Genomic DNA, 14,459 nt, shown 5'->3' on the forward strand with positions numbered 1-14,459 from the left:
CTGGGCCGCATTCTCGATAGATTGCACCGCATCGATCAACCCCGCCGCGCGCCACCCCATGTCCCGACCGACCGCCTTCCGATGCACCCTCGCCCCGCAGGGCCGGACCTTCGACCTGACCGGCGAGGCCACGATCCTGGACGCGGCGCTCGCGCAGTCCGTCGCGGTGCCGTTTTCCTGCCGACGCGGCGAGTGCGGGTCCTGTCGGGCGCAGGTGCTCTCCGGCTCCGCGGCACGCGTGCGGCCGCCGTCCCTGGCCGCCTACCGTGTCCGTCCGGACGAGATCCTGATGTGCCAGTGCCGGGCCACCTCCGACCTGACGCTGGCCTTCGCGCACTGGACAGTACCGGCCTGCGCGCCCGCGCGATACGCCGCCCGCGTGGAGGCGGTCGAGTCGCTCCGGCCCGACGTGACCCGCCTCGTCGTGGACTTGCAGCAGGCTGGCGCCTTCGTGTGCGAGCCCGGCCAGCACATGCACGTGTTGACGGCGTCCGGTGAGCGCCGGAGTTTCTCCATCGCCAATCTGCCGACGATCACGGCGGACCGCGTGCGGCTCGAGTTCCACATCCGCCGCGTGCCGGGCGGCGCCTTCACGGACCGGACGCTGGCGACGCTGCGACCCGGCGACGCGCTGAGCCTGGACGGCCCGCACGGCGACTGCGGCTGGCGCGAGGCGCCCCAGGAGGGGACGAGCCTGGTGCTGCTGGCCACCGGCACCGGCTACGCCGGGGTGAGCGCGATCCTGCGCGCGGCGCTGCGAAGCGCGACGCCGCGCCGCGTCACGCTCTACTGGGGCGGACGCGAGGCCGCCGATCGTTACGACGCCGAGGCGCTCGACGAGCTGGCACGGCGTTTCCCGTCCTTCCGATGGGAAGCGCCGGTCCGCCACGTGCAGGACGCCGCGCTCGCGGACGGCCATGACTGGTCGGCGACGCGGGTCCACGCGTGCGGCCACCCCGCCATGGTGACCGACGCCCGCGCGAGCCTGACCGCCGCCGGCTTGCCGCCGGCGCGCTTCCACGCGGAGGCCTTCGTGCCGCAATCCGGCCACGCCCCGCCGCCCGCCCCCGTCGCACCGTCGCATCCCTGGGAGCGCGTCGGCGCGCGCTTCACGCTGGACGGCATCCTCCAGGCCCGCGAGCGCTCACGGGAGGCGCTGGCGCGCATCGTCGCGCGCATCGAGCCCGGCATGACCGCGCGCGACATGATCGACATGGCCGACACCCTGCTTCGCGCGATGGGCTCCGCGTGCAACTGGCATCCGACCTACGCGCGGATCGGCGCGGACACGCCGCTCGGCTCGCGCCAGCCGATCGATCCGGGCCGTCGGCTGCAGCGCGAGGACATCTTCACCGTCGACCTGGGCCCGGTCTGGGACGGCTACGAGGGCGACTACGGCGACACCTTCCACCTCGGCGCCGACGAGGACCATGCGCGCTGCGTCGCGGCCGCCCGCGCCGTGTTCGACGAGACGCGCGCGGCCTGGCTGCACGGCCGACGCGGCATCGATCTCTACGCCTTCGCGCAGGAGCGGGCCGCCTCGCGCGGCTGCACGCTGGTGCGGGAGACCGCCGGGCATCGCGTGTCCGACTTCCCCCATGCGCTGTACGGCGGCCACCGGCTGGCGGAGGCGGACTTCATTCCCGCGTCCGGCATCTGGGTGCTGGAGGTGCACGTGCGCGACCTGGTCCGCCCGATCGGGGCCTTCTTCGAGGACGTGTTGCTGGATGGCCTGCCGCGCGGCAGGGGAGTTCGCCATCGCACAGACGCTTGTCACGGATCCATGGCCGAATAGGCTCGCCTCCACCCTGGCCGCCACCACGGCCCCAGCGACCGATTCCCATGGCCAGGCGTTCCCGACCCCCTTCCCTGAGCAAGGCCTGGCAGCGCGGCGTCCGCGCGATCACCCGCCAAGTGGCGCTGGTTGTCAAGACGGCGGCCCGGTCGGCCGCGAGGAAGGCCGCCACGGTCAAGACAACGACGACGGCGAAAGGCGCGCAGGCGAAGAGCACCGCCCCGGGGAGGTCCCCGCGCCCGCCGTCCGCCGACGCGGGCGACTGGCTGGCCGGCGTGGCGACCGCCGCGGCGGGCATGCGGCGCTTCCGGCTCTACCGTCCCGCCGGCATCGCGGCGGGCGAGCGCCTGCCACTGCTCGTCATGCTGCATGGCTGCGGACAGGACGCGGCGGGGTTCTCGCGCAGCACGCGGATGAATCGCCTCGCCGCCCGCGAGCGCTTCCTGGTGCTCTATCCGGAGCAAAGCCGCCTGGCCAATCCGCAGCGCTGCTGGAACTGGTTCGAGACCGAATCCGGCCGCGCCCAGGGCGAGGCCGCGTTGATCCTCGCGGCCATCGACCAGGTCTGCCTGCTCTACCCGGCCGACCGCGACCGCGTCGCCATCGCGGGGCTGTCCGCGGGCGGCAGCATGGCCGCGCTGCTGGCGACCCGGCATCCCGATCGATTCAAGGCGGTGGCGATCCACTCCGGGGTGCCGCCGGGCCTGGCGCACTCGACGGCGACGGCGTTGCGCGCGATGCAGGGTCGATTCGCGAGTTCGCCTTCGCCGGACGCACGCCCGTTGCCGCCGCTGCTCGTGCTGCACGGCACGAAGGACCACGTGGTCGTCCCCAGCAATGCCGCCGAGGCCGCGCGGCAATGGGCACGCGCCGCGGCCACGACGACCGAACGCTCACGCAGCGCGCAGCGCGGGCGGCGTCATCCGATGACGGTGACCGACTTCAAGCGGGGCGCGGCAATCGCCGCCACGCTGGTCGAGATCGACGGCCTCGGGCATGCCTGGAGCGGCGGCGCGGCGAAGGAGTCCTTCAGCGATGCCGGCGGGCCGGATGCGTCGACGATGATCTGGCGCTTCGTGGCGAAGCGCTTCGTGACCTGACCGCCGTCGCGACGGAAGCAGGGCATCGCTCGCCGCGGCTGACGCGGCGCCGATTCGGGAGGCCGGCCTTCGCTACGGCTGCAGGTCGCTGGCGAGCAGCAGTTCGCGCCACTGCAGTTGCTGCGCGCCGAACTGCGCCCACGCCTCGTCGGCGAGCGTCTGGTGGCGGTCGGCATCCGCCGTTTCGCTGAGCAGCCGGAAGGTCTGCGCCAGCCGGCTGTGGGTGATCGCGCGATCGTCGAGCTCGCAATCGGGATCGAGCTCGATCTCCGCCTCGCGCGCCTGGCTCAGCGCGAGCTCGTGCTGTCCCAGGTTGACGCGGCACCAGGCCAGGTCCGACAGCAGGCTGCTGCCCAGCCGCTCCAGCCCCAGCGACATCGCCTGCGGCAGGTGTTCCTCGTAGAGCTGGCGCGCCTCGTCGAAGCGGCCCTGCATCGTCAGCACCTGCGCGCGCAGCACCGGCGTCAGCTCGTTCATCATCTGCGCGCCGACGGCCGCGTCGTAGTGACGCACCGAGTCCACGGTCAGCAGCAGCTCCGGCCCGCGCGCCGCGTGGGCGGACAGGCTCTCGCGCCGCAGTTGCGACGCACGCATGCCGGCCATGTTGAACATCAAGGCGGACAGCGATGCGTCGTCGCCCTCCATCGACGCGTGGCGGCGCGCGCGGATGTACCAGCGCTGCGCGATCTCGATGTCGCCGGCATAGTGCCAGCCCACGCCCATCGCCATCGCCACGCGCGCCTGCGCCACGTTGTGGTCCGGCCCGGCCTCGTCCAGGCAGCGCCGGGCATGCTCGACGAGCGCAGCCGGGTCGTGCCGGATGAAGGCCAGCTGCGCGAGCCACGCCGCCGCCAGCACACGCACCTCGGCCAGCGCCGGCAGCGTCGCGGCGATCGTCTGCGCGCGCTGGATGCGGTCCTGCGCCTGCTGCACGACGAAGCCGTTGTAGTAGCTCATCAGGCCCTCGGCCAGATGCAGCCAGGCGCCGATCTCCGGATGCGGATGCTGGAACGACAGCTGGTGCAGCGCCGTCAGCGCCTCGCGCGCCTCGACCACCGCGCCGTGCCGCGCCAGCAGCATCGCGCGCTTGGCCCGCGCGCCCGCCGACGCCATCGGCGACTTGGCCGCGGCGATGTCCTTGTCCAGTTGCTTCAGCAGCCGGGACTTGATCACGGGCGCGGGCGCGGCTTCCGGCGAGGCGTCGTGCATGCGGGCCTCAGCGCGTCAGGCGCTCGAGCGCTTCCCGGTACTTCGCCGACGTGTTGGCGATGACCTCGGCCGGCAGCGCCGGCGGCGGCGCGACCTTGCCCCAGGGCCGGCCGTCCACCGTGGCCTGCTCCAGCCAGTCGCGCAGGAACTGCTTGTCGTAGCTCGGCGGGTTGCCGCCCACGGCGTAGCTCTCGGCCGGCCAGTAACGCGACGAGTCCGGCGTCAGCACCTCGTCCATCAGCGTCAGCGTGCCGTCGGCATCGAGGCCGAACTCGAACTTGGTGTCCGCGATGATGATGCCCTTGGTCAGCGCGTAGTCGGCCGCGCGCTGGTAGAGCTGGATCGCGATGTCCCGCACGCGCTCGGCCAGCTCGCGGCCGATGATCTGCGCGCAGCGCTCGAAATCGATGTTCTCGTCGTGGTCGCCCATCTCGGCCTTGGTGGCGGGCGTGAAGATCGGCTGCGGCAGCTTGCTCGCGTTCTGCAGCCCGGCCGGCAGCTCGACGCCGCAGACCTTGCCGTTGGTCTTGTATTCGGACCAGCCGCTGCCGGCCAGGTAGCCGCGCACCACCGCCTCGATGGGCAGCGGCGTCAGGCGCTTGACCAGCATCGCGCGGTCGCGCACCTGCGCCTGCTCCGCCGCGGTGACCACCGACAGCGGATCGTCGCCGGTCAGGTGGTTGGGCACGATGCCGTCCAGCTTGTCGAACCAGAACAGCGCCATCTGCGTCAGCAGCGCGCCCTTGCCCGGGATCGGCTCGTCCATGATCACGTCGAAGGCCGAGATGCGGTCCGACGCGATCATGAGGATGCGGTCGTCGCCCACCGCGTAGTTCTCGCGCACCTTGCCGCGCGCGATCAGGGGAAGTGAAGTCAGCGAGGAGGTGTGCAGGGCGGCGGTCATGGTCGTGCGGACGGGCGGGGCCGGAGGCAAAGCGGGGATTCTAGAGGCGACGGGTAGAAACCTCGACCGCCAGGTCGCGTCCGGCGCGCGCCGCAGTCGATGACGGCACGGCACGACGACGACGCTGGCGCCGGCGCGGCGAGGGTTCCCCGCGCGCCGCGTCGGGGCTAGAGTCGGCGGCATGAGCCAACGCCCTCCCGCCTCCCTGCCCCGTCGCCAGCTGTTGCAGGCCGCGCTGGCGGCCGGCTGCACGCCGGCCTTCCTGCGTCATGCCCACGCGCAGGCGGACGCCGTCGACCGCTTCGCGCTGGGCGTGGCCTCCGGATGCCCGCGTCCGGACACGGTGGTGCTGTGGACGCGCCTGACCGGCGCGGCGCTGCCGGAGCGGGTCGAGTTGCAATGGGAGATCGCCGAGGACGAGCGCTTCGAGCGCATCGCCGCGCGCGGCACCGAGATCGCCTTCGCCGCGGAGGCCCACAGCGTCCACGCGGAGCCGCAGGGCCTGAAGCCGGATCGCTGGTATTGGTATCGCTTCCGCGCGCTGGGCCAGCAGACCGCGACCGCGCGCACCCGCACGTCGCCGGCGCCGGACGCGCAGGTGCGCTCGCTGCGCTTCGCCACCGCGTCCTGCCAGCGCTGGGACCAGGGTCGTTATGCCGCCTGGGCGGACCTGAGCGCGCGCGAGCCCGACGTGGTGATCTTCCTGGGCGATTACATCTACGAGTACGGCACGCCCGCCGACCGCCATCCCCCGCGCCGCCACGCCGGCGGCCGCTGCATGACGCTGGCCGACTACCGCGCCCGCTACGCCCAATACAAGGGCGACGCGCAACTGCGCGCGCTGCATGCGCAGGCGCCGTGGATCAGCATCTGGGACGACCACGAGGTGGACAACGACTACGCCGGGGACGTCGACTTCGCGCTGTCCCCCGACTTCCACCACCGCCGCGCCGGCGCGGTGCAGGCGTACTGGGAGCACATGCCCTTTCCCAAGTCCTGGAAACCGGACGACGGCCGGATGCGGCTCTACACACGCTTCGACTGGGGCCGCCTGGCCCGCATCCACGCGCTCGACGATCGCCAGTACCGCGACCCGCAGGCGTGTCCGCTGCCAGGGCACGGCGGCGCCAACACCGTGATGGCCAATGATTGCGCCGCGCTGAAGGATCCCCGCCGCACGCTGCTGGGCGCCGAGCAGGAAGCGTGGCTGGCCAAGGGCTGGGACCGCGACCGGGGCTGGAACCTGCTGGCCCAGCAGACGCTGATGGCGCGTCTGACCCACATCCCGATGTCCAAGGGCGGCCGCTTCTGGACCGATGGGTGGGACGGCTACCCGGAAGCCCGCCAGCGGCTGCTGAAGGACATGGTGGCGGCGGGCGCGCGCAACCCGGTGGTGCTGGGCGGCGACGTGCACGCGAACGTCGTCGCCGACCTGAAGCTCGACTTCCAGAGCGAGCGCGCGCCGATCATCGCCAGCGAGTTCTGCGCCACGTCCATCAGCAGCGAGGGCCGCGCGCAGTCGCACATGGACACCTGGCGCCCGCTGAATCCCCACATCCACCTGGCGCGCAGCGACACGCGCGGCTACATGCTCTTCGAGCTGGACGAGCGACGCCTGCAGGCCGAGATCCGCCATGTGCTCAAGCCCTGGGACGAGGACAGCCCCGTGGCCTCGCTGGCGAGTTTCACGGTCGAGGCCGGCCGGCCGGGCGTGCAGCAGGCCTGAACCCGTCGGCGCCCGCGCCCGGCATCGCGTCCTGCCGGAAACGACCACGGGGCCCGAGGGCCCCGTGGTCATCGCATCGGCGCGTGATCAGGTCACTGCACGACCTGCGCCAGCTCGCCCTTGGCGTAGGCGGCGGCGGTGTCCACCAGCGAGCGCGCCTTGATCTTGCCGGCCTGGCCTTCGCAGTTGAACTCGACGTAGCGCTGCTTGCAGATCAGCTTGGCGGCTTCGCGGGCGGGCTTGAGCCATTCGCGGGCGTCGAACTTCTCCGGGTTCTCGGCCATGAACTTGCGCACCGCGCCGGTCATCGCCAGGCGGATGTCGGTGTCGATGTTGATCTTGCGGACGCCGTACTTGATGGCTTCCTGGATCTCCTCGACCGGCACGCCGTAGGTCTCCTTCATCTGGCCGCCGTACTGGCGGATGATTTCCAGCAGCTCTTGCGGCACGCTCGACGAGCCGTGCATCACCAGGTGGGTATTGGGGATGCGGGCGTGGATTTCCTTCACGCGGCTGATCGCCAGGATGTCGCCGGTGGGCTTGCGGGTGAACTTGTAGGCGCCGTGGCTGGTGCCGATCGCGATGGCCAGCGCGTCCAGGCCCGTGGCCTTGACGAACTGCGCGGCCTCTTCCGGATCGGTCAGCAGCGAGGCGTGGTCCAGCACGCCCTCGGCGCCGATGCCGTCTTCCTCGCCGGCCATGCCGGTCTCCAGCGAGCCCAGGCAGCCCAGCTCGCCCTCGACGGTCACGCCGACCTTGTGGGCCAGTTGCACGACCTGACGCGTGACGTCGATGTTGTAGTCGAACGAGGCCGGCGTCTTGCCGTCCGGCATCAGCGAGCCGTCCATCATCACCGAGCTGAAGCCCAGGTCGATCGCGCCCTGGCAGATCGCCGGGGTCTGGCCGTGATCCTGGTGCATCACCAGCGGGATGTGCGGGTAGGCCTCGACGGCGGCCTGGATCAGGTGCTTGATGAAGGCCTCACCGGCGTACTTCCGGGCGCCGGCGCTGGCCTGGAGGATCACCGGGGCGTTGACCTCGGCGGCGGCGGCCATCACGGCCTGCACCTGTTCGAGGTTGTTGACGTTGAACGCCGGAATGCCATAGCCGTGTTCGGCGGCATGGTCCAGCAGCTGGCGCATCGAGACGAGTGCCATGAAAGTTCTCCGAGGAAGTGAAAAATCCTGGGCCGCGGCCGGCACAGAAACTCCGCCGTAACCGCGCCGTAACTGGTCGGGATTCTAGCCAGCCACCATGACCGGCTCTGTAACGATCCTGGGCGCCCCCCTGAACTGGTGCCATACCAGCCGTCGCCCGACACCCCGCAAGGCCTTTGCCGAGTGGTCGCCGACGGCCCCTGGTCGCGCGACGCGCGTGCGGCGACCGCGCGGCGCTTGCACGGTGTGCACTCGGCGCCCCCCGGTCGAGGGTCCCTGCGGTTGCGCGCGAGCGAGCGGGGCCGGTAGGCTCTCGTCCGGGCGGCCTGCCCTGGAGGAGCAAGCTTCGTGCCCTGCCCCGGGGATGCCGCCCACGGACCGCCCGCCCGGACATCCCAGGAACTGCATGACCCGTCTTGCGATCGACCAACTGACGCTGTGGATCACCGCCGCCGCCAATGAGCACTCGCTGGACCTGCCCGCCTACGTGGAGGAGCGCACCGGCGCCAGCCACCGCGCCACGCTGGCCGCGCTGCGCCGCCTGGTGGACGCCCAGTGGCTGACCCGCGGCGGCACCGCCCGCCGGCCCGTCTACGGCGCCGGCCTGCTGCGCCAGGTGGCGCGCAGCTACACGCTGCACGGGCTGATGGAGGACATCGTCTGGCAGCGCGATTTCGCGCCGCACTTCGTGCTGCCCAGGCACGTCGCGCGGATGATCCAGCATGGCTTCACCGAGCTGGTGAACAACGCCATCGACCACAGCGGCGGCACCAGCGTCACCGTGTCGCTGCGCCAGACGCCCACGCATGCGCAGCTGCTGGTGTCCGACGACGGCTGCGGCGTCTTCGACAAGATCTGCGACACCTACGAGCTCGCCGACGCGCGGCACGCGATGCTGGAGCTCAGCAAGGGCCGCCTGACCACGCAGCCGCAGGCCCACACCGGCCGCGGGCTGTTCTTCAGCTCGCAGTTGGCGGACGTCTTCGACATCCACGCCAACGGCAAGGCCTTCCAGCGCCGCGCGTGGGAGGGCAACGCCTGGCAGCCGGGCAAGGGCCTGCCGCGCCAGGGCAGCTCGATCTACATGGCGATGTCGCTGGAGAGCACGCGCACGCTGGAGCAGGTGCTGGGCCAGTGGAGCGTCGACGGCAGCGGCATCGCCTTCGACCAGACGCGCATCCTGCTGAACCTGGTCATCGGGCCGGGGCAGACGCTGGACTCGCGCGCCCAGGCGCGGCGGGTGGCCGCGCGGCTGCCGCAGTTCAAGCGCGCGGAGGTGGACTTCAGCGGCGTCGACGACGTCGGCCACGCCTTCGCCGACGAGTTGTTCCGCGTCTTCGCCCGCGCGCACCAGCAAGTGGAGCTGGTGCCGCTGAACATGACGCCGCGCATCGCCGCGCTGGTGCAGGCGGCACGCAGCGCCTGAGCGCTCGATCCCCGAGCCCTCAGACGTCGCTGTCGACCAAGGCCTGGATGGCGGCGCGGCTGCGGTGGACGGCGTCGTCCAGCCGCGGCAGCAACGCGGCCAGGGGGCTGCCGCGCGCGACGCCGAAGAGGATGCCCTCCTCCACCAGCGGCATCGCCAGCACCTGCAAGCGCTCGCCGTCACGCATCGCGCGCAGCCGGCGTTGCAGCGCCGCCGCGCTGCCGCGGTGCGTTGCCAGCATCGCGTCGCAGCGGCCCATCATCAGCATGCGGGCACGGGTCTCGAGGTCGTTGCCGCTGGTCTCGACGCGGAACAACTGCCGCCGGCCCTCGTCGAACGCGCGACCGTAGGACGCGCCTCGCGCGACGCAGAGCGTGCGCCCTCGCAGGTCGGCGGGCTTGTCGAATTTGAAGGGCTTCGCGGCCGGCACGACCAGCCAGCCGCGGCTCACGAAGACCGGCTGGCTGTAGACGAAGATGTTGTCCCGGGCGGGGCTGCGCGACAGGCCGAAGACCAGTTGCTGACCCAGCTCCGCGCCCAGCAGCGCGCGCGGCCAGGGCAAGGGCATCAGCTCCCAGCTCAGGCCGGCCGCGTCGGCGATCAGCTTGAGCAGCGGCAGGACGAAGGGCTTGTGGGTCTGGTCGCTGATGCCGAGCTTGATCGGTCCCTCGTCGACGCTGGCAGGCGGGAACGGGGTGGCGGCAGGCGCGGCCCCGGCTACGTGGGCAGGTCGCTGCGCCACGCCGGCCGAGGAGGCGGGTCGGGTGGCGGAAGCCGGCGAGGCGGCCACGGCCCGCGCGTCAGGCGCGACCGCGGCGCTCAACGAGCCGAACGCGCCGAGCAGCATGCAACGGCGCGGAAGGCCGGATCGGGACTGCGTCTCTGGCGACTCGGGGGCCTGGAGCATGGCGGCGGCGAGGTCGAGGACTCGGGCCGCCGCGACGCGCTTGGCGGTCGTCAGGCGACGCGGCAGACCTTCAGCATGTTGGTCCCGCCAGGATAGCCCATGGGCTCGCCGCAGGTGATCGCATAGGTGTCACCCGGCATCAGGACGCCGCGCTCGACCAGCAAGTCCTCGGCCGCCTTGAGCGCCAGGTCGCGGTCGTCGAAGTTGTCCATCAGCAGCGGCGTGACGTTGCGATACAGCGCCATCTTGCGATGCGTCAGCACCTGCGAGGTGAGCGCGAAGATCGGCACGTGGATGCGGTGGCGGCTCATCCACAGCGCGGTGGAGCCGGACTCCGTCAGCGCCACGATCGCCTTGCAGCCCAGGTGGTGCGCGGTGAAGAGCGCGCCCATCGCGATCGACTGGTCGATGCGGCCGAACTGGCGGTTGGCGAAGTCGGTGTCCAGGGTGACGAACTCGGCGTTCTCCGCCTCCAGCGCGATGGCGGACATCTGCTGGATGGTCTCGACCGGGAAGCGGCCGGCGGCGGTCTCGGCGCTGAGCATGACGGCGTCGGTGCCGTCCAGCACGGCGTTGGCGACGTCGGAGACCTCGGCGCGGGTCGGCACCGGGTTGGTGATCATCGACTCCATCATCTGCGTGGCGGTGATGCTGAGCTTGTCCAGCTCGCGCGCCAGGCGGATCATGCGTTTCTGCAGCGCCGGCACGGCGGCGTTGCCCACTTCCACGGCCAGGTCGCCACGGGCGACCATGATGCCGTCGGAGGCCTTGAGGATGGACTCCAGGTGGGGGATGGCCTCGTAGCGCTCGATCTTGGCGATCATGCCGGGCTTGTGGCGATAGGGCTCGCCGGCGACGTTGGCCAGCTGGCGGGCCATCTCCATGTCGGTGGCGTTCTTGGGGAAGCTCACCGCGAGGTACTCGCACTGGAAGGACATCGCGGTCTTGATGTCCTCCATGTCCTTGGCGGTCAGCGCCGGAGCAGTCAGGCCGCCACCCTGCTTGTTGATGCCCTTGTTGTTGGACAGCTCGCCGCCCTGCTTCACGATCGTATGGACCTGCGAGCCGCGCACGGCCTCGACCGTCAGCACCAGCAGGCCGTCGTTGAGCAGCAGCGTGTCGCCGGGCTTCACGTCGCGCGGCAGTTCCTTGTAGTCCAGGCCCACGACCAGCTCGTTGCCAGGCTCGGTGCGCGCGGCGTCGAGGATGAAGGGCGTGCCGTTCACCAATTCGATCTTGCCGTTCTCGAACTTGCCGACGCGGATCTTCGGACCCTGCAGGTCCGCCATGATCGCGACCTGACGACCGGCGCGATCAGCCACCTCCCGCACCAGACGGGCCCGGTCGATGTGATCCTGCGCCTTGCCGTGCGAGAAATTCAAACGCACCACGTCGACGCCGGCCTGGATCATCCGCTCCAGCACCTCGGGGGACGAGGACGCGGGACCGAGGGTGGCAACGATCTTGGTGGCACGGGACATGTCTTGTCTCTGTCTGAAATTTAGTTACAGCGGGGGATTATGGGGCGGTAGAGGGCGGTCTGGTCAGTTTCGGCGGGTTACGGCTGAGTTTCCAACGTCTCGGGATTCCTCGGGGCAGACTTCGGTGGACCGAGCACCGGCGGCATGACCGCCCCCGGCGACTCGGCCCTCGCGAGGGGGCGCCCAACTCGCCCACTCGCCTTCGGCTCGCTTGGCTCAAACAGAGGCGCCCAGTCAGTTCTTGAAGCCCGCTCCGCGGGCCCTCGCTTCAGCCTCCTCGCCGGGGGCGGCCATGCCACCGCGACGCAGTTGAGGCGTCGGACGATCCAGGGCTGTCTGCGGTGCGGCGGCATGCGAGGGAGCGCGGGGCGACAAGGGAGCGTCATCTCCCTCCGCCCCCTTCGTGATCAGGCCTTCTCCGCCTGCACGTCCGCCACGGCCAGCGCGGTCATGTTGACGATGCGACGCACCGTCGCGGACGGGGTCAGGATGTGCACCGGGCGCTTGGCGCCGAGCAGGATCGGCCCCACCGTGACGCCTTGGCCGCTGACGACCTTCAGGACGTTGAACAGGATGTTCGCGGCGTCCAGCGTCGGCAGCACCAGCAGGTTCGCCGAGCCCTTCAGCGTGGAGTCCGGCAGGAAGGTGCTGCGCACGTCCTCGGACAACGCGGCGTCGCCGTGCATCTCGCCATCGCATTCGATGTCGGGATGACGGGCGGCGAAAAGGTCGCGGGCCTGGCGCATTTTGACCGCGGACGGCCGCTTGCTGCTGCCGAACATCGAGTGCGACAGGAAGGCCAGTTTCGGCGGCAGGCCGAAGCGCTGCAGTTCCTCCGCCGCCTGCGCGGCGATGTCGGCGAGCTGCTCGGCGGTCGGGTCCTCGTTGACGAAGGTGTCGGCGATGAACAGCGTGCGCTGCTCCAGCATCAGCGCGTTCATCGTCGCGAAGTTGGACACGCCGTGCTTCAGGCCGATCAGGTCGTTGACGTGCTCCAGGTGCGAGTCGAAGCGGCCCACCATGCCGCAGATCATCGCGTCGGCATCGCCCAGCTGGATGGCGAGCGCGCCGATGGTCGTGTTGGAGCGGCGCACCGCGGCCTTGGCCATCTCCGGCGTGAAGCCGCGGCGGCCCATCGCGTGGTGATAGGCCTCCCAGTACTGGCGGAAGCGGTGGTCGTTCTCGGGGTCGATGACGGCCACGTCCTCGCCGAGCTTCAGGCGCAGGCCGGCGCGTTGCAGACGCATCGCGATCACCTCGGGGCGACCGATCAGCGTCGGCCTGGCCAGGCCTTCGTCGAGCGCCACCTGCACGGCGCGCAGCACGCGTTCATCCTCGCCCTCGGCGTAGATGACGCGCGCCGGGTTCGCCTTCGCCACGGCGAAGACGGGGCGCATGAACATGCCGGTCTGGTAGACGAAGCGAGAGAGGTGCTCGCGGTACGCGGCCATGTCGGCGATCGGGCGCGTCGCCACGCCGGAGTCCTCGGCGGCCTTCGCCACCGCCGGCGCGATGCGCAGGATCAGGCGGGCGTCGAACGGCTTCGGGATGAGGTACTCGGGGCCGAAGGCCAGGTCCTGGCCGGGATAGGCGGCGGCCACCTCGGGGGGCGTCTCGGCCTTGGCCAGCTCGGCGATCTCGCGCACGCAGGCCAGCTTCATCGCCTCGGTGATCTTGGTCGCGCCGCAGTCCAGCGCGCCGCGGAAGATGTACGGGAAGCACAGGACGTTGTTGACCTGGTTCGCGTAGTCCGAGCGGCCGGTCGCCACGATGCAATCGGGGCGGGCTTCCTTGGCCAGCTCGGGGCGGATCTCCGGCTCCGGATTGGCCAGCGCCAGGATGATGGGCTGACGCGCCATGGTCTTGACCATCTCCGCGGTCAGCACGCCGGCGGCCGAGCAGCCCAGGAACACGTCCGCGTCCTTGACCACGTCGGCCAGCGTGCGGGCCGAGGTGACCTGGCAATAGCGGCGCTTGGACTCGTCCAGCCTGTCGGCGTCGGCGCGCTGGCTGTGGATGACGCCCTTGGAGTCGACCGCGAAGATGTTCTCGCGCTTCACGCCCAGGCCCACCATCACGTCCAGGCACGCGATCGCCGCAGCCCCCGCGCCCGACACGGCGACCTTCACCGCGCCGATGTCCTTGCCGACCAGCTCCAGGCCGTTCAGCAGCGCGGCGCTGGAGATGATGGCGGTGCCGTGCTGGTCGTCGTGGAAGACGGGGATGTTCATGCGGGCGCTGAGCTGCTTCTCGATGTAGAAGCACTCGGGCGCCTTGATGTCCTCGAGGTTGACGCCGCCCAGCGTCGGCTCCATCGCCGCGATGATCTCGACCAGCTTGTCGGGATCGCGCTCCGCGAGCTCGATGTCGAAGACGTCGATGCCGGCGAATTTCTTGAACAGGCAGCCCTTGCCTTCCATCACCGGCTTGGCGGCCAGCGGGCCGATGTCGCCCAGGCCCAGCACCGCGGTGCCGTTGGTGATGACGCCGACGAGATTGCCGCGCGAGGTGTACTCGGCCGCCAGGGCCGGGTCCTTCTCGATGTCCAGGCACGGATAGGCGACACCCGGTGAATACGCCAGCGACAGGTCGCGCTGGTTGGCCAGGGGTTTGGTGGGGGTGACGGCGATCTTGCCGCGTGTCGGGCTGCGGTGGTACTCCAGCGCCGCTTCGCGCAGCGCGGCCTCGGCGGGGCTCAGGCCGAGGGCGTCGTTCTTGTCAGTCATGCATGTCTCCGTCGCGGTGGAAATGGGC

Annotated in this window: 10 protein-coding genes; 4 read left to right on the forward strand and 6 right to left on the reverse strand. The window is 70.9% G+C overall.

Features of this window, described 5'->3' with window-relative positions; translation table 11 throughout:
* Positions 1 to 58 precede the first annotated feature (58 nt).
* Together CDN99_RS13970 and CDN99_RS13975 are read left to right on the forward strand one after the other, a co-directional pair.
* Positions 59 to 1,795, forward strand: coding sequence for a M24 family metallopeptidase (locus CDN99_RS13970; protein WP_088385469.1), 1,737 nt, complete (start codon positions 59 to 61; stop codon positions 1,793 to 1,795).
* A 47-nt stretch (positions 1,796 to 1,842) separates the two neighbouring features.
* Positions 1,843 to 2,895, forward strand: coding sequence for an extracellular catalytic domain type 1 short-chain-length polyhydroxyalkanoate depolymerase (locus CDN99_RS13975; RefSeq protein WP_088385470.1), 1,053 nt, complete (start codon positions 1,843 to 1,845; stop codon positions 2,893 to 2,895).
* A 72-nt stretch (positions 2,896 to 2,967) separates the two neighbouring features.
* On the opposite strand, the gene CDN99_RS13980 is transcribed toward CDN99_RS13975, so the two are convergent.
* Complete coding sequence (locus CDN99_RS13980; RefSeq protein ID WP_088385471.1) at positions 2,968 to 4,104, reverse strand: tetratricopeptide repeat protein; 1,137 nt, start codon at positions 4,102 to 4,104, stop codon at positions 2,968 to 2,970.
* Positions 4,105 to 4,111: 7 nt separating this feature from the next.
* On the reverse strand, positions 4,112 to 5,008 hold the full coding sequence (locus CDN99_RS13985) for a phosphoribosylaminoimidazolesuccinocarboxamide synthase (RefSeq protein WP_088385472.1): 897 nt from the start codon (positions 5,006 to 5,008) through the stop codon (positions 4,112 to 4,114).
* A 181-nt stretch (positions 5,009 to 5,189) separates the two neighbouring features.
* Between CDN99_RS13985 and CDN99_RS13990 the strand changes: the two genes are divergently transcribed.
* Positions 5,190 to 6,734: an alkaline phosphatase D family protein gene (locus tag CDN99_RS13990; RefSeq protein ID WP_088385473.1), complete on the forward strand. Its 1,545-nt coding sequence runs from the start codon at positions 5,190 to 5,192 to the stop codon at positions 6,732 to 6,734.
* A 92-nt stretch (positions 6,735 to 6,826) separates the two neighbouring features.
* On the opposite strand, the gene fba is transcribed toward CDN99_RS13990, so the two are convergent.
* Entirely contained in the window at positions 6,827 to 7,891 is a 1,065-nt protein-coding gene (fba, locus tag CDN99_RS13995; RefSeq protein ID WP_088385474.1) for a class II fructose-bisphosphate aldolase, read from the reverse strand.
* Between the two features lie 406 nt (positions 7,892 to 8,297).
* On the opposite strand from fba, the gene CDN99_RS14000 reads away from it, so the two are divergent.
* Positions 8,298 to 9,317: an STAS-like domain-containing protein gene (locus tag CDN99_RS14000; RefSeq protein ID WP_158218845.1), complete on the forward strand. Its 1,020-nt coding sequence runs from the start codon at positions 8,298 to 8,300 to the stop codon at positions 9,315 to 9,317.
* A 19-nt stretch (positions 9,318 to 9,336) separates the two neighbouring features.
* Here the strand turns inward: CDN99_RS14000 and CDN99_RS14005 are convergent, their stop codons facing one another.
* The 3 genes from CDN99_RS14005 to CDN99_RS14015 form a co-directional block, all read right to left on the reverse strand.
* Positions 9,337 to 10,164, reverse strand: a complete 828-nt coding sequence (locus CDN99_RS14005; protein WP_158218846.1) for a substrate-binding periplasmic protein — start codon at positions 10,162 to 10,164, stop codon at positions 9,337 to 9,339.
* Between the two features lie 110 nt (positions 10,165 to 10,274).
* Positions 10,275 to 11,705, reverse strand: a complete 1,431-nt coding sequence (gene pyk / locus CDN99_RS14010; protein WP_088385477.1) for a pyruvate kinase — start codon at positions 11,703 to 11,705, stop codon at positions 10,275 to 10,277.
* Between the two features lie 407 nt (positions 11,706 to 12,112).
* Complete coding sequence (locus CDN99_RS14015; RefSeq protein WP_088385478.1) at positions 12,113 to 14,431, reverse strand: NADP-dependent malic enzyme; 2,319 nt, start codon at positions 14,429 to 14,431, stop codon at positions 12,113 to 12,115.
* Positions 14,432 to 14,459: the final 28 nt, after the last annotated feature.

It is taken from the genome of Roseateles aquatilis (assembly GCF_002205645.1).
Lineage (GTDB): Bacteria > Pseudomonadota > Gammaproteobacteria > Burkholderiales > Burkholderiaceae_C > Roseateles > Roseateles aquatilis.

Excerpts from the sequence above, each read along its gene's own strand:
- CDN99_RS13970 (WP_088385469.1), top strand. The coding sequence starts at position 59 with ATGTCCCGACCGACCGCCTTCCGATGCACCCTCGCCCCGCAGGGCCGG.
- CDN99_RS13975 (WP_088385470.1), top strand. The coding sequence starts at position 1,843 with ATGGCCAGGCGTTCCCGACCCCCTTCCCTGAGCAAGGCCTGGCAGCGC.
- CDN99_RS13980 (WP_088385471.1), bottom strand. The coding sequence starts at position 4,104 with ATGCACGACGCCTCGCCGGAAGCCGCGCCCGCGCCCGTGATCAAGTCC.
- CDN99_RS13985 (WP_088385472.1), bottom strand. The coding sequence starts at position 5,008 with ATGACCGCCGCCCTGCACACCTCCTCGCTGACTTCACTTCCCCTGATC.
- CDN99_RS13990 (WP_088385473.1), top strand. The coding sequence starts at position 5,190 with ATGAGCCAACGCCCTCCCGCCTCCCTGCCCCGTCGCCAGCTGTTGCAG.
- fba (WP_088385474.1), bottom strand. The coding sequence starts at position 7,891 with ATGGCACTCGTCTCGATGCGCCAGCTGCTGGACCATGCCGCCGAACAC.
- CDN99_RS14000 (WP_158218845.1), top strand. The coding sequence starts at position 8,298 with ATGACCCGTCTTGCGATCGACCAACTGACGCTGTGGATCACCGCCGCC.
- CDN99_RS14005 (WP_158218846.1), bottom strand. The coding sequence starts at position 10,164 with ATGCTGCTCGGCGCGTTCGGCTCGTTGAGCGCCGCGGTCGCGCCTGAC.
- pyk (WP_088385477.1), bottom strand. The coding sequence starts at position 11,705 with ATGTCCCGTGCCACCAAGATCGTTGCCACCCTCGGTCCCGCGTCCTCG.
- CDN99_RS14015 (WP_088385478.1), bottom strand. The coding sequence starts at position 14,431 with ATGACTGACAAGAACGACGCCCTCGGCCTGAGCCCCGCCGAGGCCGCG.